The following is a 23,119-nucleotide window of genomic DNA, read 5'->3' on the forward strand; positions in this document are numbered from 1 at the left end:
TTTTACTCTCTATTATACTTTCGTTTTGAAGCTGCTTCTATGGCGAACTGCGCTCCGATTAACTCAACAGCGCACAACATGAAAATAAAAAAGATTCCCATCGTTTCTCCCTCCCTCGTGTCTTTGACACGAGCATAAGGTATGAAACGCGTTTCGATGCAATATGTTTTTTAAAACTTTTTTAATGAAACTTTTCTGCTATACGTCGAATGAAGACGAGCGAAGCGATTGCAATGAAAGCAAGAATCGTTTCTACAATCCAAACATTTGAAATGACTTTCACTTGATATAGCGCAGGGACCACATCAATTAACGCATGAATCAAAATGGCATACACCACGTAACGAAATTGTCCTTTCCGAACCCCATATAAAACAAGAAGAGAAAGCGCAACATGGATCGCTATCGCAAATGTTCGCTCGATACCACCTAATACATACATCCAATCAGGCTGATTTAACATGGTTTTGAGCATCTCCACTTGTGTAGCAGGGAGAGAGGAAGCAATTTGCTCAAACTGACCTGTTTGCACGAGATGAGAAATGACCATCATATTTACGGCGCTAAAAGCACCAATAAGCACAGCTTCCATTCCTCCATGTCCTAAACCGAATGATAATCCATCCCCGTATGCCCGATTGTTTTTTAACATGAAACGAAACCCGACATATCTTCCTATCTCTTCAAACACTCCAGCTGCTAAAGCCCCGTAAGCGACAAACGCCCAAACGCTACTTATTCCTTTTAACGATGTGCCACTCGGATCTATTACAAGCATATGCATAACTTTCTCTAACACTTGTGAAAATAAAACAAAAACAAGCAAGCCAACACCGAACGCTTTCCATGAGAGCCATCCTTTTTTTCGCCCATATATGATAAGTGCGAAAGGAACAATCAAAGAAAGAAACAATTGAACAAACATCCCAACCAAATCGATCTCTCCTTTCATTTACGCGAAAATAAATACGACTGGATAAACAAATACATCGTGCCACCAAATACAATGATCATCAGAAAAATAAAGCGCCATACACTTGTTGCAAATACCGTAAGCATAATGAATACACCCATCATAACAAACACTTTTCCTCCGACACGATGCGTTTTTTGCCAAACTTCTTCATTTTCTAGCGTCCAAGGGGTACGAATACCGAAAAAATAATTCGGTTTAATTTTCGGCATATAATTTCCAAGGGCAATGAACAACACTCCAACTCCAATCGGCACAACGACATCGACTTGCACAGGAATTCCGATATTATACGCAAGCGTCACCACATGTATGCTAAATAAAAATAAAACAAATACATGTAAAAAAATGCGATATACTTTTTCAAATTTCTCGTAGTTTTCTTTGCGTGGATCCACCTTCGGCAAGAAAAGAATAAGAGAGACAATTCCTGTTAAAAAGATCGGAAAAAGTAATGCGCCCCACCATTTGTTCGTAAAGCCGTCAGCTTCCCCAGCCACATTCCAATGAATCGCCACCTCATCCGGCAAAAAAGGGATGGCTAATAAACTCAATACATAGCTACATGCAATGAGAATGATAATAAATAAGTGCTTTTTCATGATTCATCACCTTCTTTTTGTAATATGTCATAAAACCAGCTCATTAAATCTTGGAACACCGTTGTGTTTAGTGAGTAATAAATATGTTGTCCAACACGCCGATCTTCCACTAAATCGGCTTGTTTTAATATTTTTAAATGATGAGACACACTCGGCTTTTGCATATCAAAATGTTCAGCAATTTCCCCTGCTGTTAAATCTCCTTTTTTTAATAAAGAAAGAATTTTTCGGCGGTTTGGATCAGCAATCGCTTTAAATGCCTCGTTAAACGACATCTTTTTCACCCGCTTTCTTTTAGATATTTAGACAAATTCCTAAATATAAAATTAAAAAATAGATATTTAGATAAATTTCTAATTACATCATATCCCATTTTTATACGTCAGTCAATATGCAAAAAGGAACCAAGGAAACCTTGATTCCTATTTCAAGTTACCAGGTACAGATTTAGACAATCGCCCTGTCGTAGAAGCGATCATTGGAGAAATGGCTGGTCGTACGATTTTCATTCGATCACCTCCTTTTCTTGACGATAAATCAGTTGCAACACTTGTTTTATTTTTCTTTTTTCATATGGGCATGGTCGCTTTCCTTTTCTTATACGATATTGTGGACAATGATTTCCTTGACAAGCTGGTCGAAAAAAACAAGATTGACACGCTTCATCTTGTTCCTCGCCTGATGTTACCCATAATGCAAAGCGGTCATAGTCGATTTGTATCGTTCCATCTTCGTGAAGTTGACCAACATGATTATATGACTCATTTAAAAAACAAGTACATTTATACAGTTGTCCATCTGTTCCTATCACAAGTGAATGAGGCTTCGCTGCATAACAAACCGCCCCTCCAGGCATAAGCATCGACTCAATCACTTTACTCATCGAAAGCCCTTGGTTTACTCCTTGTTCAGTCAATTCCCATATTTTTCGTTCAGCCGTACGATCGTCGCAAATCGGCAAGTGATCATCGTTCGTTCCACCCCATTTTCCAACTGGACGGCAAAACAGTTGAAAGCGTGCATCCCCTGCAAACTCGTGTGCTAAATCCGTTAAAAATGATGGAACATGAGCAATGTTTGTCTTATCAAAGTTTAGGCGGAGGTAAATATCGAATGATTCGTCTAATGTACGGATATCACGTAAATGTTGCATAATTGTATCATATGTACCTTGCCCATTTGCTAGAAAGCGACGAGAGTCGTGGACACTTTTCATTCCATCAATTGTAATCATAAAACGACGCACGTGATAACGTAACAGTTGTTGTAACGTTTCTTTTGATAAATAATAACCGTTTGTCGATATGTCCGCTTCATACGTCACTCCATATCGTTCAGCTAAAGCAATAATCCATTCGCTTATCTCTTGAATTATACTAAGCGCTAATAATGGCTCCCCACCAAACCAGCTAACTGTTAAATGTTGCAATCGAGCCATCTTTTGCTCTAAAAAACGTTTTAGCCCTTCTACTATTTCTCGCTTCATCTGTCCACGAGAGAAATCTTGATAACAATATGTACAACGAAAATTACAGGCCTCCGTTGGTAAAATAATAAGATGCATCACATCGGTTCGGTGCATCGAAGCATGTAACAATTGTGCTCGTCGCTTTTCGTCTGTTTGCTCTGGAACTAGAAATCCACATTGTATGAGCGTTTGACAAACATTAGACTGCTCATTGTCTGTTCCTGTTCGCAGTACACGCAATACTTCCATCTTTTCTCTTTCATCAACCGATATAACAGCACCTGTATAACTATTGTAAATAATTACTTCACCTGAATCGGTATGTGAGATCGCATTAAATCGTGAAGCGATCCACCTCATTTCGCTCACTCTCCCTTTTGTCATTCTAATAAAAACCAGTTTTTTGTTCTGTTACATAAATCACAATCTTTATTGTAAAAAATATGTGCCATTCCTTAGTTCATCATGATTGAAAATTACATGTCAGTTTTTCGACAAAAGTTTGAATATCGTTCGTTTAAAGTAAAAAGAAGAAGCCGATTCAGCTTCTTCTCCTCCTTCCCTATTCCTTCAACTTCACCGCTGTACCTGTCGCGATGCACATCATCATTCCGTCGCGCAATGTTTCAAAATCCAAATCGACGCCAATGACCGCGTTTGCTCCCATATTGCGCGCTTTTTTTACCATTTCTTCTACAGCCATGTCTCGCCCTTCAGCCAATTTGCTTTCGTATGTTCCGCTTCGGCCACCGATGATATCGGTAATGCTCGCCAAAAAATCGCGAACGACATTCGCTCCTAAAATAACTTCACCAGACACTAACCCGAGATATTGTTCAATTTGTTTTCCTTCGATGCTGTTTGTTGTTGTAACGATCATGTATAGATGCCTCCCATATTTTAAATTTTATTGGTTCATCACCACAACATGTACTTGACAAGTGATACGCTTTCTTGAACAAAAATGTACAGAAATCATTGGTTTACTGCTTCTTCCTCACAAGCATCGGTAGAGTGTGTTATAAAAAATCAAGTACAACTTTTGGTGAAGAGCCATTTTATTTCAATTTTAATAAAATAACACCTATAATAACAAATGCAACTCCTATGATTTTTTTAAAATTCAACATTTCATGAAACAAAAATAAACCAATAAATGTAATGCATACTATGCCCAGTCCTGACCACATAGCATATGCAATAGAAACATCAATTCCTTTTAAAGCCATAGAAAGCGATGTAAAGCTCACTCCGTAACAAATAAACATAACAATTGTCGCCCATGTGTTTGTCAGTCCGTTTGACCATTTCATAGCCGTCGTTCCAATTACCTCAAAAATAATTGCTACAGACAAATATAACCAATACATCTTTTTCTTCATCTCCTAAACAGACGATTAGGAAAATCCGTCATAACTGCCTTTACATCTCGTTTCATCAATTCAGTAAACAAGAAAGGCTCATTCACTGTATACACACAAATATCTATCTCTTGACTGACTTTCTCTCCTTCCTGTGAAATTAAAAAATTCCAATCACAATGAACTTCTTGGGCATGAAATGAACGAATAGCATTTAATACATGACGTTGTGACCCTTCTACGAGCATCGCCTTGTCGACATTTGGATCAAGCTGATGCAACAAACATAAACTCTGAACGGAAAAGGACGAACATACAACTTGATGCGGCCAAGAGCGATATGAATACAACAAAGTTAATAATTTTTCTTCCATGTTATGATAACGAATTATACTATTTTTTAACTCAATATTCAAAACAATTGATCTTTTTTGATCGGACAGCCAATCACAAACTTCTACTAAAGTAGGAATTCTTTCTCCTGTAAACCGCGTGTGAAACCACCCACCTGCATCAAAAAGTCGAAGTTGACGGTAAGAAAAATCCTTTACATATCCAATACCATCTGTTGTTCGGTCAATACGCTCGTCATGAATAACAACCAATTCTCCATCCTTTGTCATTTGAACGTCTAACTCTATACCATCTACTCCTAGTTCATACGCACGCTGAAAAGCAATCATTGTATTTTCAGGATACTCCCCACTAAATCCTCGATGAGCATAAATATACATATTTCTCTTACTCCTCCCACTAGAAATGTTGATATATTCGTGCTCCTATGATGAAAGGATGTCCAAACGGACACCCTATCTTTTATTTGCTATTTCCAATTCTCGATTCACTTCATTTGCAGCTTGTTCAAGCGCTTTCTTTGGATCAACACCTTGATATAAACTTTCCATGGCATGAACAATTCTCTGTCGTGCTTGTGGAAAGACAGAGATGAACGCTCCTTGGGTCGCTGGTGTAGGTTTCGTTTCTTTCAATTGATTCACTGCAACCTGAAGCTGAGGATATTTTCTCCATTGTTCTTTTACAAGAGGCAACTCATAAGCTGCTGGATTTATTGCAAAATATCCTGTATTTACATGCCATTTTGCCTGTACTTCTGGAGTTGTAACGTATTTCATAAACTTCCATGCTGCTTTTTTCTTCTCATCACCAACATCTTTCATTAACCATAAGGATGCTCCGCCAATAACGACTCCTTGCCTTTCGACACCATCTGGGACTGGCAAATAAGACACTCCTACTTCGAACGGTGCATTATCAACAATCGTTCTCACTCCTGCAGAGGAGTCCAAATACATAGCTATTTTTCCAGATTGAAAAGCCGCTCTCATTTCATCCCAGTTTTGACCAACATTATAAAATATCCCCTCTTTATACATGTCATAAATAAGTTGGAATACTCGTAACCCTTCTTCACCATTGAATTTGACTGATGTGGCTTCTCCTTTTCTCCCATTCTCTTCATTCACGTAAAGACCACCTTGTACAGCAACCATTTGTTCGAAAAACCAACCATAATTCAATATTGAAAAACCATATCTTCCTTCTTTCGTTAGTAATTTGGCTGCTTCTTTCAGCTCGCTGTATGTCGTCGGAGGCTTTTCAGAATCCAGTCCTACTTCTTTAAAAGCGTCCTTATTATAAATAAGCACTGGGGTTGACGAATTAAATGGCATGGAATATATTTTCCCGTTTACTGTATAATAGTTTACGATATTTTTTTCCCACTGCGATACATCGTATCCTTCTTGATCAATAAACGTTTGGATAGGTTCGATTTTTCCGCTCTCAATCATATATTTTGTTCCAATTTCGAAAGTTTGCATAATCGTAGGGGAATCTTTGGTGCCAGCTACAGCATTAAATTTTGTCAATGCCTCCTCATAAGTCCCTTGAAATACTGGTTTAACCTCAATATCTTTTTGTGAGGCGTTGAAATCATTCACAATTTCATTTAACGCTTTTTCTAAATCTCCGCTCATCGCATGCCAAAAAATCACTTCTGTTTTTGGTGATGATTTTTCCTCTTTCGCTTTCGATGTAGTCTCTTCATTACGATCATTACATCCTACGAGAGTCGATGCTAACACAAATGCATAGATCCATTTCTTCATAATCTTTTTTCCCCCTGACTATTTAATTGATCCTTGCATCAAACCTTGTTGCAATTGCTTTTGCCCGACAAACAATAAAAGCAAGGTTGGTAAAATAGCGATTATTACAGCAGCCATCACCACCCCCCATTCAGTTGCCATTTCTTGTGTTTGCATTTGTTTTAAGCCAATTTGAACCGTTCGTACACGTTCGTCATTCGTCACAAGAAGCGGCCATAAATACATGTTCCATGTTGTCAAAAAGCTATAAATGCTTAATGTAGCTAAACTTGTTTTTGAAAGAGGCAAAACAATATACCAGAAAAAACGAAAATGTTTTATTCCCGATACTTGTGCAGCTTCATACAACTCAAACGGAATCGTTTTAAAATGCTGGCGCAACAAAAATATACCAAAAGCTAAAGCGAAAAACGGAATCGTTAAACCAAAGTAATTATTTGTCCATCCTAAAGCTTGCACGGTTAAATAATTTGGAATAACCGTTGCCTCCCATGGGATAAGCATTGTTGTAATTGTTAAAGAAAATAATATATTTCTAAATGGAAAACGTAGGAAAACGAAAGCATATGCTGCTAAACTAGATACAGCTAGCTGTCCTATCATCACAATGAATGAAACAAAAAAACTATTCCATAAATATCTCGCCAGTGGAACTTTTTCAAATGCAGCCATATAATTTCGAAGAGACCAATCACTTGGCCACCACTTTCCTTGTAAAAGTTCAGCACCGCTTAAAAAGCTAATAAGAAATGCATACGCAATCGGAAACATCAAAATAATGGAACTCATAACTAACACCGCATATAAGATCATTTTTTTTAGAAGGCTCATTGGTAATGCACCTTCCTCTCAACAAGTACAAATTGTAAAAATGTCACTATTAATACGATCAAAAATAATATAACTGCTTGAGCACTTGCGAATCCAAAATTATAGTTAATGAACGCTTCACGGTAAATGGAGTAAACAAGTACAGTTGTTGTATTCATAGGTCCACCCTTTGTCAAAATGTCAATTTGACCGAATGTTTGAAAGGCATGGATAAGCGAAACGGTGACAATAAAAAACAAAGTCGGTGACAATAACGGAATCGTAATACGCCACAACTGATACATGCGACTCAATCCTAGAACTTTTGCACTTTCATATAATGTGATATCAATGTTTTGTAAACCTCCAAGTAAAATTAAAAAAGAAAACCCAATGTTCATCCACACTGTTGCAATGGCAACAGCAGCTAAAGCTGTATCAGGATTTAATAACCATTGATACTCTCTCCAACCGAACGCCAAAATAAGTCTGTTAATGATTCCTACTGCAGGATTGTACATAAACATCCAGATAACAGAAGAAGCAGCAACACTCATTCCTAGCGTTGAAGAAAAGATAGTGCGAAAAATCTGTATTCCTCGCAGTTTTTCATTTGCTAAAAGGGCTAAGCCAAAAGAGATAACGACCGTCGTCGGCACCGTGTATAAAACAAACAAAAATGTTGCTTTCAGACTCTCCTTAAAGTTCCGATCTTCCAGTAAATAAAGAAAATGTTCTAATCCTATATATGTCGTTGGAGTACCTTGAAAATCAGTCATATAAAAACTTAAATACCCTGTACGAACCATTGGATAAAAAACGAAAACAGAAAATAAGAGAAACGAAGGAAATATATATAAAATCCCTTCAATTGTTCGTTTTATCGTATACAGCATGCTCCTCTCCCTCTTTCGCTATTCTTTTTCCTTCTTCATCAAAAAATAGAACATGTTCGTCATTAATTGAAATGCGTACTTGTTGCCCTATTTCTATCGAATGTTGTCCTTGCCAACGTGCAATCCACTCATCTTGTTCTGTCAGTTTCAATGTAACAAGCGTTTCTGTACCTAACCGTTCCACATGTGTTACCGCTAACCATACGTGTGGTTCATTTTCATGTGCTAGTCGAATATGTTCTGGTCGAACTGCGATTGTTCCATATTTATTGTCCGCTTGCACATGATGAGCCACTTTTACAATCCATTCTTGTTGTAGCAGAAATAAGTCGTTTAACTTATGTACTCTAGCCATATTTATTGGCGGCGAACCAATAAACGAAGCAACAAATGTATTGTTCGGATTGTTATATACATATAAAGGATCACCAATTTGTTGAATTTTTCCTTCATGTAATATCATCATTCGGTCTGCCATCGTCATCGCTTCTACTTGGTCGTGTGTTACATAGATGATTGTCATACCAAGTTGACGTTGTAGCTGACGAATATATGAACGCATATGCGTACGCAACTTTGCATCTAAGTTCGAGAGCGGCTCATCCATTAAACAAATCGGTTTTTGAGAAACGATAGCTCGTGCCAATGCCACACGCTGCCTTTGCCCCCCGGACAGATGTCTCGGTTTTTTGTTAAGACAATGAGTCAGATCAAGTAACTCTGCGACTTCGCTACAACGTTTTCTTTTTTCCACTTTTGATATTTTAGACTTGTATAATCCTAGCAATATGTTATCTTGAACTGTTAAATGAGGATATAATGCATAGTTTTGAAATACCATAGATAAATGACGCTCACTTGGTTCCACATTATTCATTTCTCTCCCTGCTATTTTCAGCTGCCCACTCGTAATCGATTCTAATCCTGCGATCATTCGAAGTAACGTACTTTTCCCACAACCAGAAGGGCCTACTAGCACAAAAAACTCTCCTTCTTTCACTTGAACGCTTATGTCCTTGATAACAAATGTTTTCCCGTCATATGTCTTACTAATATGAACAAATTCTATCATTGTAACCCCTCCGTCTCAGCAATTTTCCATAATAATGGATTTCCTGTGGATACCGCTTGTGCTCCCTTTTTTAAAGCTTGAATCATTTGATCTCGATTTTGAATTAATCCTCCAGTAATAATTGGTATATTGACCTGTTGTACTAATCGCTCAATCATATCAGGTACAATTCCAGGCATCACCTCAAGCGCATCAGGTGCAACTTGTTGAACAACCTGCAATCCAGTTTCCACCGCGTCTGTATCTACTAAAAATAAACGTTGGATTGTCCATAACTTCTCCTTTTTTGCTAACTGAATCAGCGTACTTTTTGTAGAAACAATACCGTGTGGTTGAACAAATTTTGCTAAAAATTGAAGCCCTTCTTTGTCATAACTAATACCTGGAATCTTCTCAACATGCACAAATACATAACGATCATGTGCTTTTAACAGTTCAACATACCTTTTTATAACGCTAATCGTACCAGTCTGTAACAGTGCTGTTTTCCAGTTCGTTTTTAAAAATAGTTCGATATGTTTCGGATGTTTAATTGTCGCAATAAACTTTTCTTGTAAAAACATTCTCTCCCTCCAAACAAAAAGAAACCGAAAACAACGTAGAATAACTGTACATCTACAATGTTGTTACGGTTTCTCCTTTTCTCCACCTCTTTTATTCATTTTTCTAATTTTTATTCTAATCTCTTTTTTTTAATTGATTGTCATTTCTGTGTAAATATTTTGTAAATTATAAAAACAAATCGGCTCCCAAACGGGAAGACGATTTGTTTAGTCATGAAAGTTTGTTCCATCTGTCACTTCTTTTACAATACCTGCGCGAATAACAAAATCACCAAAGTGTTCACCATCAAATCGCTCTTTCGCGTACCGAGAAAGGAGCGTACGAAGTTCAGATAAAATTTCTTTTTCTCCGATATTTTCCCGATACAATTTACCGAGACGGCTACCGTCAAATGCAGCCCCAAGATACATATTATATTTGCCGACAGATTTACCGATAAATGCAATTTCCCCAAGGACATGACGGGCACAGCCATTCGGACAGCCGGTCATGCGAATCGTTATTTCCTCGTCACGAAGCCCGTTTTCCTCAACAATTTCCTCAATTTTATCAATGAGTGTCGGCAAATATCTCTCTGCTTCTGCCATCGCTAATCCACACGTTGGCAAAGCCACACAGGCTAGCGAGTTACGACGAAGGGCACTATAATGTTTCCCATCTGTTAATTTATATTGCTTAATAAGCGCATCAATTTCTTCTTTTTTCTCACTTGGCACATTGGCGATGACTAAGTTTTGGTTAGCGGTAAGACGGAAATCACCTGTATGCACTTTTGCAATTTCCCGCAAGCCTGTCATCAGTGGATAATCATCTGTATCTTTCACCCGTCCGCCCTCGACAAATAACGTAAAATGCCACGTTCCGTTCACACCTTCAACCCAACCGTAGCGGTCGCCATTATGCTCGAAATAGTAAGGGCGCGCTTCTTCTAAATTCCATCCAAGCCGACGTTCTAGTTCTGCTTTTACTGCATCCAAACCAAGCCGATCAATCGTATATTTAAAACGAGCATGTTTACGTACGGAGCGATTGCCGTAATCACGCTGAATGGTAACGACTTTTTCTGCCACATCAATCACTTGTTCTGGTTTACAAAAACCGATCACTTTTGCGAGCTGCGGATATGTCGTGCGATCACCGTGCGTCATTCCCATGCCGCCACCGATCGCTACATTAAATCCCGTCAGCTTTCCGTGTTCAACAATCGCAATAAATCCAAGGTCTTGTGAAAACACGTCGACATCGTTTGACGGTGGAACAGCGATACCAATTTTAAATTTTCGTGGCAAGTAAAGCGGCCCATAAATTGGTTCTTGTTCTACCTCCGGTGTTCCAGCTACTTTTTCTTCATCTAACCAAATTTCGTAATACGCCCTTGTTTGTGGTAATAAATAATCGCTTAATCTTTTCGCCCATTCATACACTTCTGCATGCACTTCCGATTGGTAAGGATTCGGATTGCACATGACGTTTCGGTTGACGTCACCGCATGCCGCTAACGTCGTAAGCAGTGCCTCGTTAATGGCTTGGAGCGTTTTTTTCATATTCCATTTCAATACGCCGTGAAACTGAAATGCTTGTCGTGTCGTAAGTTTCAACGTCCCGTTCGCATACGTCCTCGCCAATTCGTCCATCGCAAGCCACTGCTCTGGTGTTGCTACGCCACCTGGGGTACGAACACGAATCATAAATTGATACGCTGGCTCTAATTTTTGTTTTTGCCGCTCGGCTCGCAAATCACGATCATCTTGCAAATAGCTACCATGAAATTTCATCAATCGGTTATCATCTTCTGGAATGCCGGCAGTGATGCGATCTTCCATCGTTTCTTTCAACGTTCCGCGCAAATAGTTGCTTTCTCGTTTAATGCGCTCAACGTCGCTTGGTGGTCCATCCGGCGGTGTTAATACAAACTTTTCCACAATCATCCCCCCTAATATACGTCACGTTGGTAACGTTTTTGTTTTTGCATGTCCGCCACATACGCTTCCGCTCGTTCACTCGTCATCTTTCCTTCTTTCGCAATAATCTGGATAAGCGTCTCATGAACGTCTCGTGCCATGCGTTGTTTGTCGCCACAAACATAAACGGCTGCTCCTTCTTCTAACCATCGGAACAGTTCTTTGCTTTGTTCCATCATTCGGTGTTGCACGTATACTTTTTCTTTCGTATCGCGTGAAAAGGCAACATCCATCTTCGTCAACACACCGTTTTTTAGCCACGTTTGCCATTCCTTTTGATAAAGAAAATCGGTCACGAAATGTTGGTCACCAAAAAACAACCATGATTTCCCTTTCGCGCCAATCGCCTCACGCTCTTGCATAAAAGCGCGGAACGGCGCCACTCCCGTACCTGGTCCAATCATAATAATTGGCGTATGTGTATCTTTCGGGAGTTTAAAATTCGGATTTTGATGAACGAACACAGGAAGTTTATCGCCAATGTGTAGACGTTCAGCACAAAACGTTGAACAAACTCCTTTTCGCAAACGCCCATGTGCTTCGTAACGAACCGCTCCAACAGTCATATGCACTTCATCCGGATAAGCTAGTAAGCTACTTGCAATTGAATAAAAGCGCGGTTGCAACTTTCGTAATGAAGAGACAAATTGCTGTGGTGTCATCTCCCACGGGCCGAAATCGCGAAGGACATCCAATACATCGCGCCCTTTCATATAGTCTTTTCGCTTCGCTTCTTGTTCCTCAGAAAGAAGCGCATGAAACTCGCGATTTTTCGAAAATTCAGCTAATTTTTGTAACAACGGCTCTGTCAGTACGGTAATTTCTAAACGGGATAGCAACGCTTCTCGTAATGGTTCGTCATTTTCTTCTACAGAAACTAATGTTTCTGAACTCCATTTCATTTCTGCTATCATCCAATCAACTAACTCTGGATCGTTTTTTGGAAAAACGCCGAGCGCATCGCCTGGTTCAAACACAAGCCCAGAACCTTCTAGCGATAATTCGATATGGCGTGTTTCTTTGTTTGAGCCGCGTCCATTTAAATTGATATTTTCTAATACTTCCGCTTGAAACGGATGTTTTCGTGAATAAATAGTCGTTGGCTTCGCTTGTGCAGATGAAGTTGTTGCTACGGAAATGGCTCCTTGCTTATCTAACTCACCAAGCACTCCCTCTAGCCATTTCGCTGCTTTTTCTTCATAATCGACGTCACAATCGACGCGTTCGTATAACCGCTTTCCGCCTAGCTCTTCTAGCCGTTTATCAAAATCTTTTCCCGTTTTACAAAAATGTTCATACGACGTATCGCCAAGCGCCAATACAGAGAAACGAAGATGATCGAGTTTTGGCGCGCGCTTGCTATGAAGAAATTCGTAAAATGACAAGGCGTTATCTGGTGGTTCCCCTTCTCCGTATGTGCTAACAACAAGGAGCAACGTATTTATTTTTTTCAACTCGTTTGGCTTAAAATCAAGCATCGAGGAAACGGTGACATGAAACCCGCGATGTTTGAGCGTTTCTCCTACTTTTTCCGCTAGTTTTTGCGCGTTTCCTGTTTGCGACCCGTAAAGAACGGTCACTTCCTTCGTTGCAGATGCTTCTTGTTGAAGCGCTCCGACCGACTCGGTTGCAGCTAAATACCCACTTAGCCAAAGTTTTTGTGCGGAATTTAACGTTGGCCAAAGCCGATTGAGGAGCTCGACTTGTTCTTCATTAAATGGACTATTTGTCACTTGAAATGGCAACATGTTTCACCTCTCATTTTTCTACTATTCCTATAAATCAAGTATGTTTTATTTGACTTTACCTTAAAAAATAAAATTAGTAAAATAAATATAAATTATCAGAACTATTTATTTTTTTAATAACTAAGGAGCGAACGATATGTACGAACAATTAAAAACATTTATTACATTAGCTGAAGTGAAAAATTTCACAAAAACAGCAGAAATTCTTCATTTATCTCAACCAAGTGTAAGTTTGCACATTAAAAATTTAGAAAAAGAGTTTCAAACAAAACTATTTATTCGTTCACCAAAAGAGCTACAAATGACGCCAACGGGAGAATTGCTTTATGATCGAGCAAAAAAAATGATCACGTTATACGAACAAACGAAACAAGATATTTTGGAACATCACGACTGTGTGAAAGGAACATTAAAAATTGGGGCTAGTTTTACGATCGGAGAATACGTGCTACCTACTTTTTTATGCGCCTTACAAAACGATTATCCAGAATTACAATTGGAAGTGATCATCGGCAATACAAAAGAAATTGTAGAGCTCGTTCGTACGTATCAAACACATATCGGTTTAATTGAAGGTCAAACAAATGAAAAAGAGCTTGTGGTGTACCCATTTATGCAAGATGAGCTAGTCATCGTTGCGTCTAACGATCATCCTCTCGCTCACAAACAGGAAGTATCGATAAACGATTTACAAAACCAACTATGGATTACACGCGAATTAGGGTCTGGCACACGTGAATATTTTAACCATTTTATTCGTTCAAATGGGCTAAAAGTAAAATCACTGATAATTATTAGCAGCAATCAAGGAATAAAAGAAACGTTAATGCACGGAAACGGTTTAGCCCTCCTTTCACGTCATGTCATTGAACAGGAGTTGAATCATAAAAACTTATCGATTGTTTACGTTAAACATTCTCCTTTTTATCGAACATTTTCTTATCTTTATTCGCCGACAATGAAAAACAACAAACTTGTACACTTACTGATTGATTTACTCCAACAAAAAAGGATGTGACAAACAAGTTGCTTTGTCACATCCCCATCACTTAATGCTCCTCTAGCTGTGAAATCGGAACGCGCTGTTGTTTTTCTGGGTTGTTTAAAAAATGAATCGTTGCCATTTCCGTTTGTACATCGACATGTTCAATATACACGGCTTTTCCGTTATACGTTACATTTTTCATATCGGGTGACTGAGCAATTTGTTGCGCACGTGTGATGTTCATTCGCTTCCCTCCTTTCGAACGATTATTATCATTTGTGTTTCACGCGAAAATATGCAAAAAAAGAGCGCCAACAGGCACCCTTATAACAGTTCAAGCAACTTCTTTTTATTTTGTTGTACGTTTTCTTCTAACGCCTTTACTTTTTCTTTCAACGCTTGTACGTTGACATCATTCTTAGATACTTTCTTTTCTAACGCACGAATTTCATTTTTTACTGCTTTTAATTGATTAGAAGCAGCAATAAGCTTCCCAAACCATTGATCTAACTCTTCTTGTTTTTCCGCTTCGTCGTCTTTATCCGATTGCACGACAGGTGATTGTTCAGTCGTAGTCACAGTAGCGCTATCTTGTTCATTGACTACTTGTGTCATTTCCTCTGTTGTTTGTTCACTTTGTGGTTGTGCTGGTTGTTCAGCTAGTTGTTCAGTTGGTTGTTCTTTCGGCGTGCTAAACGTTTCAAGTGCTATTGTCACCTCGTTTACACGCTCTTCAATCTTGCTTAACTTTTTATTTAGCTCTGCCAATTTGTTTTTTAACATTTGTTGTTCTTTTTTCTTTTTCGCTAATTCTTGTTTTTTCTTCGCCTCTTCTTTTTTCTGTTTAGCTAACTCTTGTTTTTTCTTCGCTTCTTCCTTTTTCACGACAAGCTGACTTTTCTGTACATGTTTTGCTCCATCATGCTTCGCTGCAAAAGTTGGAGAAGCAACGAGCATCGATGCTAGTAAAATTGGTAATCCTTTTTTAAACATTACCATTTCCTCCATATTCATATGTATATTTTTTTGGTAATGGCAGCTGGCTGGCATAGGTATCCCGTTAGCCCCTATAGCTTTGCGACGCTAAGTTTCCTTAGCTGTGCCTTTACTTCTTATTATACTTCGCTCATTTTCATAGGCATGAATCAAAAGTTCTTATTTTTCTTATAAACATATGTGAAAATAAAGGAAGAAAAGGGCGAATAAAGAAGTAGTTATGGTAGATAAAAAGGAGGGATGCGAGATGTTAGAAAAATGGTTGAAAGAGTCTTCGTATACCGTCGTATTTACTGGAGCAGGAATGTCTACAGAAAGCGGGCTTCCCGATTTTCGTTCGGCAAAATCAGGGCTTTGGCGCACGAAAAATCCACAACAATTAGCAAGTACGTATGCGATGCAACATAACCGAGACGAGTTTATTGCATTTTATCAATATCGTATTCGTACGTTGCTTAAATGTAAGCCACATGTCGGGCATATGATTTTGGCCGATTGGCAAAAGCGGGGGCTTCTTCATCAAATCATCACGCAAAATGTCGACGGCTTTCACCAACAAGCAGGCAGTACAAATGTCATTGAATTACACGGAACGTTGCAAACGGTGCATTGCTCGCGTTGCAGGCAAACATACGACGCAAAACAGTATGTAGAGGAACAGTTTACGTGCACATGCGGCGGCTTTTTGCGCCCTTCCGTTGTTTTATTCGGGGAATCGTTACCGTATGATGCGTTTGAACAAGCATGGACAGCAGCCGAACGAGCAGACTTATGGATTGTGCTCGGCTCTTCTTTACAAGTGTCACCAGCTAACGAACTTCCTGTCATCGCAAAACGAAGCGGGGCCAAATTAGTGATTGTGAACATGGAACCGACACCGTTAGATGATTGGGCGGATTTGCTTATACATGGTCGCAAAATTGGAGAAGTGTTGCAGGAAATAACGGAGAAGTTATAGGAAAACCAAAATAACTCATTGTATGCCGTTTTTTCCTAATGATCGAATGCATATATACAATGACGAGAGAGAGAGAGAAGAATGATCGAAAGAAAACAGAAAACCAAAATCTATTTACCCGTTCGTTACTCGTAAAACGTTACATCGTTACTCGTTCTCCGTTCTCCGTTCGCATCCCGCTCTTAGACTAAAAAGGACTTTGAAGAATGGTGATCATTTCCTCATCTCTCTCGTTGGTGCCTAAGCACCCATAAGGGCACTTTGCAAAATGCCCTTAAAGCTGCTTATGCCTCTAAATATTTGCTCGCAAGCGAAACGTCTATTTCCACAGTATAGTTGACTTTATCAATGCGACTAGACAGCACTTCGACTTGGCGTGCCAACATTTCTGCGGCTTGTTTATATTCGCTCGGATTAAATAATGCAATAGTTTCCATCACCACATTTCCACCATAATACTCGCGTGGTTTTGTGTCTCCTAGTCGCTTATACAAATGAACTCGACTCCGCAACATTTTCGCTGTTTCAATCGCGCGAATAAGAGAAATACGTTCCCCTTTCCATTCGACAGTCTGTTGCATATTCGTTTCGTTGATCAGTTCTTGTAGTACAAGCACATCTTTCTGTATTTCGGCCATCTCTGTAAGTACTTGCTCGACCGTCCGTTCTGGCGGTGTATACATCTCCCCTTTTGGAACGGTAACCGTGTGAGTCGTCAACAACTCCGCTTGCAGCTCGTCTACTCGCCTTTTTAAAAACGAAAGGAGATTAATTGATTGCGCTAACGTAATTTTCATTTACTCAGCCTCCACCTTTACTCATCGACTGCATAATTATAATGATGAGGAAGAAAAAAGTAAACTTTGAAACTTATGGTTCATCACCTAAAGATGTACTTTTTAAATTTAAACTTGATAGCAACATAGCAAATAAAGCAATGTAGTATAAAAAGTAAAACAAAGTGTTTAGTTTCTATCACAATCGTCTTTATTTAATAACTACAACTTTTGGTGAAGTGCCAAACTTATTCCTTATTTCTCAAAAACCATTCGTATATTGCTTGTGCCTCATGTTCGTCCACATCAACAACTTTTGTGCGTATGCCCGGCATGACAGTCGCACGTACTGTACATAATCCGAGTCGTTGTTGCATACGAGTTTGCGAGATCGTTAATGACTGAATACGATGTTTTAACATATATACCGTTTTTATCGTCAGCCATCCACTTCTCAATGCTAGCTGCTCACTCTTAATCGTTACTCCCGCTCGTTTATAGCTTCGATAGCCGACATATACTGCGGGCACAAGGAGAAGGAGCGTTTCAAATCGCTGAAAAAATACGATTGTGATGACCGGAATGAGCATAACCGTATAGAGCGACCTCAACATATAGCGCCAACGGACACGTGTACATAACAATCGGAACGAATCGTGCAAACGATATTCAGGAAAGCACGTCGCAACAAGAGAAGCAACTTCATTTTTACGAACAAGCGGAAACAACACGAGACTTCCATGTCTTCCATCATCAAGTGCCCCTCCGGCATGAATAAGGTGAACGGAAACGTAGCCAAACAAGTGCCGAATCGGACTTTCCTTCACTCCAATGGCTTGAACGCGCTCAATCGATGTAGAAATGCTCTTTTTTTGCAGCAATCCTGTTGTTATCGTTATCGTTTTGTTTTGTTTGACAACTGTAAAATTCATATAGCGAAAAAGATGACCGATCACAGACAATACGTAAGCAATCATAAGAACGATAAACAACAAGACAAGTGTAGAAGCTGTATCGTCAGCGCGAAAAAATATGTTTAGCCGTTCAAACGGGATGAAATCATTAAAATCGGAAAGAAATGCGCCAATCGCTGCAATGACTCCAAAAGCACCACCACTTGTGGTCGATAAAAACAAAGCGTCACGAAAACGAAGTGTAAATATGGTAGCCGCCTTATCTTCTATTTCTATACATATATTTTCTCGTTTTTGGTGATGCACCACTCGCTCTATTTGCTTTGCTTCTTCTATGGAAACCGCTGAAAGTATTACTTCTGGTTCATCTATTTGCCTGCCAGCTGTTTCAATATGTACTTGTACAACACCTACAAGCCGCTGAAACACCCCTGACGAATATGAAATACCTTGAATACGTTCAAATGGAATATACCGTTTCTGTTTTACAAATATCCCTTGTTCAATATACATGTCATTTTCTTGTAAACGATATGTAAATCGCTGCCACGACATATACCCAGCGAACATAGCGTAAAAAAGAAATAAAAACAAAGGCAGCCAATCAACGAAAGGATCACCTGTTTTCTTTTTTATTGCTAGAAGCAAAGCAAGCGCCAAAAACGGTCCTTGCTTCAACCGCTTAACTATATAAATAACAATCGCAATCGGATGCAACCGTTTCTTTTCATGCATCATTTTCATCTTCCTTCACTAAAGAGGAAATGTAGTAACGCAACTTCTCTGCTTCTTGCTCATCAAGAAATGGAATTTCGTGCGCAGTTGCCGCTGTATAAATGTAAAGTGAAGCAAGTTTTTTCCTTCGTGCTAACGGACCTTGCTTTACATCAACATGTTGAATGCGAGGAATTGGAATAAGCGTACGCTTTCGAATCCATACCCCGTGCTCGAGTTCAATTTCTCGATCACGAATCATATATCGCCACCGCTCCCATTTCCAGCGCGGAACGAAAAAAACAAACAAAATCGCATCAGCAATCCATAAGCAGACGAGCCCCAAAACAACCCACATAGGAACGAAAAAATGAACAATCACGTATAAGAGAAGAAAAATAAATAAACGAATGACTTCATACATTCGCCACATCAACACGGCTCGGTTGGAAAGTACGTTTTCCATTTTTCTTATCTCCTCTCCTTCAATGCCTCCATTACCGCTACTTCTAAAATACGAACACCATCAAGTATATTTTCGAATATATATACTTTACAATATTTTTATCATATGCTAAATTATTTTTAAAGTTCATAATTTTACATCTACTAGGGGTGTCCAATAGCTTGGACTGAGAGAAGAACGCGCAAAAGTTCTTTGACCCTTTGAACCTGATCTGGGTGATGCCAGCGTAGGGAAGTAGATGGTGCGAGTGTAATTGACTTGTACTATTTGCGGACAAAATCAGGTTCTTTTTGCAGAACCTGATTTTTTTTACGCATTGGCATCGCTCCTAATAAAAAATGAAAAGGAGCGAATAAGAATGAACGATTTATTTTCCAACATGCTATTTCCCTCAAGTAAAAAGGTGTATGTGCAAGGAAGTCAAAAAGATATTTGTGTTCCAATGCGAGAAATCCAACTGTCGCCAACAAAGACAGAAACAGCGATAGTAGAAAATGAACCGATCCGCGTCTATGACACAAGCGGCCCGTATACCGATCCACTTTTTGAACCGAATATTCATAAAGGATTGCCAACATTAAGAGAAAAATGGATAGTCGAACGCGGTGATGTCGAAAAGTATGAAGGAAGGTTTCCTAATGCGAACTTACCTTTTCGACGCAAACCGATGCGCGCCAAAAGAGGAAGAACGGTTACACAAATGCACTATGCAAAACGGGGGATCATTACACCTGAAATGGAGTTTGTCGCAATTCGTGAACAAATGGATCCCGAATTTGTTCGTCAAGAAGTTGCGGCAGGAAGAGCAATTATCCCAGCTAATATTAACCACCCTGAAAGTGAACCGATGATTATAGGAAGTAAATTCCATGTGAAAATTAACGCAAATATCGGAAATTCAGCTGTCACATCTTCCTTAGAAGAAGAAGTTGAAAAGATGCTTTGGGCGATTCGCTGGGGAGCTGATACTGTCATGGATTTATCAACAGGAAAACATATACACGAGACACGAGAATATATTATTCGCAACTCTCCTGTTCCGATCGGTACCGTCCCTATTTATCAAGCATTAGAAAAAGTCGGCGGTGTCGTCGAACATTTATCGTGGGACATTTTTCGTGAAACATTGATCGAACAAGCAGAACAAGGTGTAGACTACTTCACTATTCATGCCGGCGTACTACTTCGTTACATCCCATTAACAATTAATCGAACGACAGGGATCGTTTCTCGCGGTGGTTCGATTATGGCACAATGGTGTTTAGCACATCACGAAGAAAACTTTTTATACACTCATTTTGAGGAGATTTGCGAGATTTTAAAAACTTACGATATCGCTATTTCACTTGGAGACGGATTGCGCCCTGGTTCTATTGCGGATGCAAACGACGAAGCTCAACTTGCCGAGCTACAAACACTTGGAGAATTGACAAAAATTGCTTGGGAGCATGATGTTCAAGTCATGATTGAAGGTCCGGGACATATTCCGATGCATAAAATTAAAGAAAATGTCGAAAAACAAATGGAAATTTGTCACGGGGCACCTTTTTATACATTAGGTCCAATAACTACCGACATTGCACCAGGTTATGACCATATCACCTCAGCCATCGGTGCAGCAATCATCGGATGGTACGGAACGGCGATGCTTTGTTATGTTACTCCGAAAGAACATCTCGGATTGCCAAATAAAGACGATGTCCGTCAAGGTGTTATCGCTTATAAAATCGCTGCTCATGCTGCCGATTTAGCAAAAGGGCATCCTAGTGCACAAAAAAGGGACGACGCCTTGTCAAAAGCACGGTTCGAGTTCCGATGGCATGATCAATTCAACTTGTCTTTGGACCCTGAACGTGCGCGTGAGTATCATGATGAGACGTTACCGGCTGAAGGAGCAAAACTCGCTCATTTTTGTTCGATGTGCGGTCCAAAATTTTGTTCAATGAATATTTCGCACCAACTGCAAAAAACTTTACAGCACGAAGGAATGAAGGAGAAGGCAAAACAGTTTGTCGAACAAGGAAAAACATTATATACAGATTAAGATGCAAGTTGAGCATTATCGCTCAACTTGCATCTTATTTGACAGTTTTCTTTTTTTATCTTAATTTTATTACGAGCAGTATATTTCATAAATATTTAGAGAGGAGAGAAAAACATATTGACCGATTTTATCATTTTTTTGTTAGGACTCCTTTTGATTATAGGTGTATTAACGACAAAGTTTTCTTCGTGGTTAGGAGTACCGTCCCTCGTTTTCTACATACTGGTTGGAATGATTTTATCGAAATTTATATACTTCGACAACGCCTTCCTAACTCAAATATTCGGCATTTTTGCATTGATTGTTATTTTGTTTGAGGGTGGCATGAACACAAAATGGAATACATTAAAAAAAGTGATCGTTCCATCCTCCTCTCTTGCGACATTCGGGGTACTTATTACAGCTATTTGTGTCGGTGCCTTTGCAAAATATATTTTAAATATTTCATGGGCAGAGGGGCTACTACTGGGAGCCATCGTGTCTTCTACTGATGCAGCAGCCATTTTCGCTACATTAGGGAGCGTATATGTAAACCGTCGTCTCTCTGCAACACTAGAGGCAGAATCAGGAATGAATGACCCTATGGCTGTTATTTTAACTCTTTCTTTAATTACGTTCGTCCAAAATCCTGAAATATCTATACTTCATACTTTATTGGGGTTTTTTTGGCAAATTATTTCAGGCATCTTAATTGGACTTGGAATAGGGAAATTAACCATTTGGTGTATGAACAAAATTCATCTGGATTCGTCTGGATTATATCCCATCCTATCTCTATCATTTGCAGTACTCTCCTATAGCACTGCCGCTTTAATGAAAGGTAGTGGATTCCTTGCTGTATATATCATGGCTGTTTTTGTCGGTAATTCCCAAATCGTTTATCGTCATTCTGTTTTTCGTTTTAATGAAGGATTAGCATGGATGATGCAAATATTTATGTTCATTTTACTTGGATTACTTGTTTTTCCGAATGAGTTAGTAGAGGTAGCGTGGGAAGGCATTGTTCTTGCGATCTTTCTTATCATTGTAGCAAGACCAATTAGCGTAATGGTAAGCACAATAAAAATGCGTTTTTCTATGAAGGAAAAACTGTTTCTTTCCTGGGCAGGTCTAAAAGGTGCTGTCCCGATCGTTTTGGCAACTTACCCTCTCATTGCAAATGTTGAAAATAGCCAACTGATTTTTAATATTGTTTTCTTTATTGTTCTTATTTCTGCTCTTATTCAAGGATCAACCATTTCTTTGTTAGCTAAGCATCTAGGATTATTGCATGGAGAAAAAAAGGAGGTCGCTCATTCCCTTGAATTAATGTCAACGACAAAAGCGGATAAAGAAATTGTTGAAATTCATATTGGAAGTAAACAAGCTCATTTATCGAAAATGACAATTAGTCAACTTCCTTTACCTAAAGATTGCTTAATCACAGCTATTATTCGGAATGAAAAAATTATTACCCCGAAAGGAAATGCGCGATTGCTTGAAAATGATGTTGTATATATATTGATTGACAAAGGAAAAATATCAGAAATCTATAAAATATTTTCAATAAACGAAGATATATAATTTTAAGCAAAAATAAATAAGGGCGAGAAGCTTCTCTCGCTCTTACATAAACAAAGCTGACTTTCTACCTACTCCATTCTATCATTAAACAAATTTTATTCGATCTTTTAAAAAATATC

General features: G+C 39.0%; 23 protein-coding genes and 2 riboswitches. Of the genes, 4 read left to right on the forward strand and 19 right to left on the reverse strand.

The annotated features are described in order from the left end of the window. Positions 1-181 precede the first annotated feature (181 nt). The 14 genes from K1I43_RS07985 to K1I43_RS08050 form a co-directional block, all read right to left on the reverse strand. On the reverse strand, positions 182-952 hold the full coding sequence (locus K1I43_RS07985) for a YhfC family intramembrane metalloprotease (RefSeq protein WP_019417205.1): 771 nt from the start codon (positions 950-952) through the stop codon (positions 182-184). Further along, on the reverse strand, positions 949-1,575 hold the full coding sequence (locus K1I43_RS07990; protein WP_009360923.1) for an SdpI family protein: 627 nt from the start codon (positions 1,573-1,575) through the stop codon (positions 949-951). The genes K1I43_RS07985 and K1I43_RS07990 overlap by 4 nt, the downstream gene beginning before the upstream one ends. Beyond that, positions 1,572-1,850: an autorepressor SdpR family transcription factor gene (locus tag K1I43_RS07995; RefSeq protein WP_003397448.1), complete on the reverse strand. Its 279-nt coding sequence runs from the start codon at positions 1,848-1,850 to the stop codon at positions 1,572-1,574. The genes K1I43_RS07990 and K1I43_RS07995 overlap by 4 nt, the downstream gene beginning before the upstream one ends. A gap of 230 nt (positions 1,851-2,080) precedes the next feature. After that, the gene (locus K1I43_RS08000) at positions 2,081-3,403 is read right to left on the reverse strand and encodes a radical SAM/SPASM domain-containing protein (RefSeq protein ID WP_026011582.1); all 1,323 of its coding nucleotides are present in this window, start codon (positions 3,401-3,403) and stop codon (positions 2,081-2,083) included. Positions 3,404-3,605: 202 nt separating this feature from the next. Further along, positions 3,606-3,923: a YbjQ family protein gene (locus K1I43_RS08005; protein WP_009360922.1), complete on the reverse strand. Its 318-nt coding sequence runs from the start codon at positions 3,921-3,923 to the stop codon at positions 3,606-3,608. 178 nt (positions 3,924-4,101) lie between these two features. Further along, positions 4,102-4,413 (reverse strand): QacE family quaternary ammonium compound efflux SMR transporter, encoded by a 312-nt coding sequence (locus K1I43_RS08010; protein ID WP_033383306.1) that lies wholly within the window; start codon positions 4,411-4,413, stop codon positions 4,102-4,104. A gap of 8 nt (positions 4,414-4,421) precedes the next feature. Continuing rightward, a complete protein-coding gene (locus K1I43_RS08015) occupies positions 4,422-5,138 on the reverse strand; it encodes a glycerophosphodiester phosphodiesterase (protein ID WP_019417201.1) in 717 nt (238 codons plus the stop codon). A 75-nt stretch (positions 5,139-5,213) separates the two neighbouring features. Then, complete coding sequence (locus tag K1I43_RS08020) at positions 5,214-6,533, reverse strand: ABC transporter substrate-binding protein (protein ID WP_019417200.1); 1,320 nt, start codon at positions 6,531-6,533, stop codon at positions 5,214-5,216. A gap of 18 nt (positions 6,534-6,551) precedes the next feature. After that, positions 6,552-7,364: a carbohydrate ABC transporter permease gene (locus tag K1I43_RS08025; RefSeq protein ID WP_019417199.1), complete on the reverse strand. Its 813-nt coding sequence runs from the start codon at positions 7,362-7,364 to the stop codon at positions 6,552-6,554. Beyond that, positions 7,361-8,239 (reverse strand): carbohydrate ABC transporter permease, encoded by an 879-nt coding sequence (locus K1I43_RS08030; protein WP_019417198.1) that lies wholly within the window; start codon positions 8,237-8,239, stop codon positions 7,361-7,363. Before K1I43_RS08030 ends, K1I43_RS08025 begins: the two co-directional genes overlap by 4 nt. Then, positions 8,211-9,311: an ABC transporter ATP-binding protein gene (locus K1I43_RS08035; RefSeq protein WP_019417197.1), complete on the reverse strand. Its 1,101-nt coding sequence runs from the start codon at positions 9,309-9,311 to the stop codon at positions 8,211-8,213. Before K1I43_RS08035 ends, K1I43_RS08030 begins: the two co-directional genes overlap by 29 nt. Continuing rightward, positions 9,308-9,874, reverse strand: coding sequence for a glycerol-3-phosphate responsive antiterminator (locus K1I43_RS08040; protein WP_019417196.1), 567 nt, complete (start codon positions 9,872-9,874; stop codon positions 9,308-9,310). The genes K1I43_RS08035 and K1I43_RS08040 overlap by 4 nt, the downstream gene beginning before the upstream one ends. A 207-nt stretch (positions 9,875-10,081) precedes the next feature. Further along, on the reverse strand, positions 10,082-11,803 hold the full coding sequence (gene cysI / locus K1I43_RS08045) for an assimilatory sulfite reductase (NADPH) hemoprotein subunit (RefSeq protein ID WP_033383304.1): 1,722 nt from the start codon (positions 11,801-11,803) through the stop codon (positions 10,082-10,084). 5 nt (positions 11,804-11,808) lie between these two features. Continuing rightward, positions 11,809-13,584, reverse strand: coding sequence for an assimilatory sulfite reductase (NADPH) flavoprotein subunit (locus tag K1I43_RS08050; protein WP_019417194.1), 1,776 nt, complete (start codon positions 13,582-13,584; stop codon positions 11,809-11,811). Between the two features lie 136 nt (positions 13,585-13,720). Here K1I43_RS08050 and K1I43_RS08055 point away from each other — a divergent pair, with 136 nt between their 5' ends. After that, positions 13,721-14,602 (forward strand): LysR family transcriptional regulator, encoded by an 882-nt coding sequence (locus K1I43_RS08055; RefSeq protein ID WP_009360919.1) that lies wholly within the window; start codon positions 13,721-13,723, stop codon positions 14,600-14,602. A gap of 31 nt (positions 14,603-14,633) precedes the next feature. On the opposite strand, the gene K1I43_RS08060 is transcribed toward K1I43_RS08055, so the two are convergent. Then, complete coding sequence (locus tag K1I43_RS08060) at positions 14,634-14,813, reverse strand: small acid-soluble spore protein H (protein WP_006321816.1); 180 nt, start codon at positions 14,811-14,813, stop codon at positions 14,634-14,636. An 80-nt stretch (positions 14,814-14,893) separates the two neighbouring features. Beyond that, on the reverse strand, positions 14,894-15,562 hold the full coding sequence (locus K1I43_RS08065; protein ID WP_019417193.1) for a GumC domain-containing protein: 669 nt from the start codon (positions 15,560-15,562) through the stop codon (positions 14,894-14,896). 38 nt (positions 15,563-15,600) lie between these two features. Further along, a riboswitch (cyclic di-GMP riboswitch) is annotated at positions 15,601-15,683 on the reverse strand. Between the two features lie 129 nt (positions 15,684-15,812). Between K1I43_RS08065 and K1I43_RS08070 the strand changes: the two genes are divergently transcribed. Beyond that, positions 15,813-16,523 (forward strand): NAD-dependent deacylase, encoded by a 711-nt coding sequence (locus tag K1I43_RS08070; protein ID WP_026011580.1) that lies wholly within the window; start codon positions 15,813-15,815, stop codon positions 16,521-16,523. 284 nt (positions 16,524-16,807) lie between these two features. Here K1I43_RS08070 and K1I43_RS08075 read toward each other — a convergent pair whose 3' ends face one another. The 3 genes from K1I43_RS08075 to K1I43_RS08085 form a co-directional block, all read right to left on the reverse strand. Beyond that, positions 16,808-17,320: a DIP1984 family protein gene (locus K1I43_RS08075; RefSeq protein ID WP_019417192.1), complete on the reverse strand. Its 513-nt coding sequence runs from the start codon at positions 17,318-17,320 to the stop codon at positions 16,808-16,810. 227 nt (positions 17,321-17,547) lie between these two features. Then, positions 17,548-18,951, reverse strand: coding sequence for a PH domain-containing protein (locus K1I43_RS08080; protein ID WP_019417191.1), 1,404 nt, complete (start codon positions 18,949-18,951; stop codon positions 17,548-17,550). After that, entirely contained in the window at positions 18,941-19,393 is a 453-nt protein-coding gene (locus tag K1I43_RS08085; RefSeq protein WP_019417190.1) for a PH domain-containing protein, read from the reverse strand. The genes K1I43_RS08080 and K1I43_RS08085 overlap by 11 nt, the downstream gene beginning before the upstream one ends. A 135-nt stretch (positions 19,394-19,528) precedes the next feature. Further along, positions 19,529-19,643: riboswitch (TPP riboswitch) on the forward strand. 108 nt (positions 19,644-19,751) lie between these two features. Between K1I43_RS08085 and thiC the strand changes: the two genes are divergently transcribed. Together thiC and K1I43_RS08095 are read left to right on the forward strand one after the other, a co-directional pair. Further along, positions 19,752-21,437: a phosphomethylpyrimidine synthase ThiC gene (gene thiC / locus K1I43_RS08090; protein WP_026011579.1), complete on the forward strand. Its 1,686-nt coding sequence runs from the start codon at positions 19,752-19,754 to the stop codon at positions 21,435-21,437. Positions 21,438-21,554: 117 nt separating this feature from the next. Next, the gene (locus K1I43_RS08095) at positions 21,555-23,000 is read left to right on the forward strand and encodes a potassium/proton antiporter (protein ID WP_019417189.1); all 1,446 of its coding nucleotides are present in this window, start codon (positions 21,555-21,557) and stop codon (positions 22,998-23,000) included. Positions 23,001-23,119: the final 119 nt, after the last annotated feature.

Origin of the sequence: Anoxybacillus sp. ST70, from assembly GCF_019553625.1 — a bacterium.
GTDB classification, from domain to species: Bacteria; Bacillota; Bacilli; order Bacillales; family Anoxybacillaceae; genus Anoxybacillus; species Anoxybacillus gonensis.

Coding starts and splice junctions, on each gene's coding strand:
- K1I43_RS07985 (WP_019417205.1), bottom strand. CDS start 952: ATGAAAGGAGAGATCGATTTGGTTGGGATGTTTGTTCAATTGTTTCTT.
- K1I43_RS07990 (WP_009360923.1), bottom strand. CDS start 1,575: ATGAAAAAGCACTTATTTATTATCATTCTCATTGCATGTAGCTATGTA.
- K1I43_RS07995 (WP_003397448.1), bottom strand. CDS start 1,850: ATGTCGTTTAACGAGGCATTTAAAGCGATTGCTGATCCAAACCGCCGA.
- K1I43_RS08000 (WP_026011582.1), bottom strand. CDS start 3,403: ATGAGGTGGATCGCTTCACGATTTAATGCGATCTCACATACCGATTCA.
- K1I43_RS08005 (WP_009360922.1), bottom strand. CDS start 3,923: ATGATCGTTACAACAACAAACAGCATCGAAGGAAAACAAATTGAACAA.
- K1I43_RS08010 (WP_033383306.1), bottom strand. CDS start 4,413: ATGTATTGGTTATATTTGTCTGTAGCAATTATTTTTGAGGTAATTGGA.
- K1I43_RS08015 (WP_019417201.1), bottom strand. CDS start 5,138: ATGTATATTTATGCTCATCGAGGATTTAGTGGGGAGTATCCTGAAAAT.
- K1I43_RS08020 (WP_019417200.1), bottom strand. CDS start 6,533: ATGAAGAAATGGATCTATGCATTTGTGTTAGCATCGACTCTCGTAGGA.
- K1I43_RS08025 (WP_019417199.1), bottom strand. CDS start 7,364: ATGAGCCTTCTAAAAAAAATGATCTTATATGCGGTGTTAGTTATGAGT.
- K1I43_RS08030 (WP_019417198.1), bottom strand. CDS start 8,239: ATGCTGTATACGATAAAACGAACAATTGAAGGGATTTTATATATATTT.
- K1I43_RS08035 (WP_019417197.1), bottom strand. CDS start 9,311: ATGATAGAATTTGTTCATATTAGTAAGACATATGACGGGAAAACATTT.
- K1I43_RS08040 (WP_019417196.1), bottom strand. CDS start 9,874: ATGTTTTTACAAGAAAAGTTTATTGCGACAATTAAACATCCGAAACAT.
- cysI (WP_033383304.1), bottom strand. CDS start 11,803: ATGATTGTGGAAAAGTTTGTATTAACACCGCCGGATGGACCACCAAGC.
- K1I43_RS08050 (WP_019417194.1), bottom strand. CDS start 13,584: ATGTTGCCATTTCAAGTGACAAATAGTCCATTTAATGAAGAACAAGTC.
- K1I43_RS08055 (WP_009360919.1), top strand. CDS start 13,721: ATGTACGAACAATTAAAAACATTTATTACATTAGCTGAAGTGAAAAAT.
- K1I43_RS08060 (WP_006321816.1), bottom strand. CDS start 14,813: ATGAACATCACACGTGCGCAACAAATTGCTCAGTCACCCGATATGAAA.
- K1I43_RS08065 (WP_019417193.1), bottom strand. CDS start 15,562: ATGTTTAAAAAAGGATTACCAATTTTACTAGCATCGATGCTCGTTGCT.
- K1I43_RS08070 (WP_026011580.1), top strand. CDS start 15,813: ATGTTAGAAAAATGGTTGAAAGAGTCTTCGTATACCGTCGTATTTACT.
- K1I43_RS08075 (WP_019417192.1), bottom strand. CDS start 17,320: ATGAAAATTACGTTAGCGCAATCAATTAATCTCCTTTCGTTTTTAAAA.
- K1I43_RS08080 (WP_019417191.1), bottom strand. CDS start 18,951: ATGATGCATGAAAAGAAACGGTTGCATCCGATTGCGATTGTTATTTAT.
- K1I43_RS08085 (WP_019417190.1), bottom strand. CDS start 19,393: ATGGAAAACGTACTTTCCAACCGAGCCGTGTTGATGTGGCGAATGTAT.
- thiC (WP_026011579.1), top strand. CDS start 19,752: ATGAACGATTTATTTTCCAACATGCTATTTCCCTCAAGTAAAAAGGTG.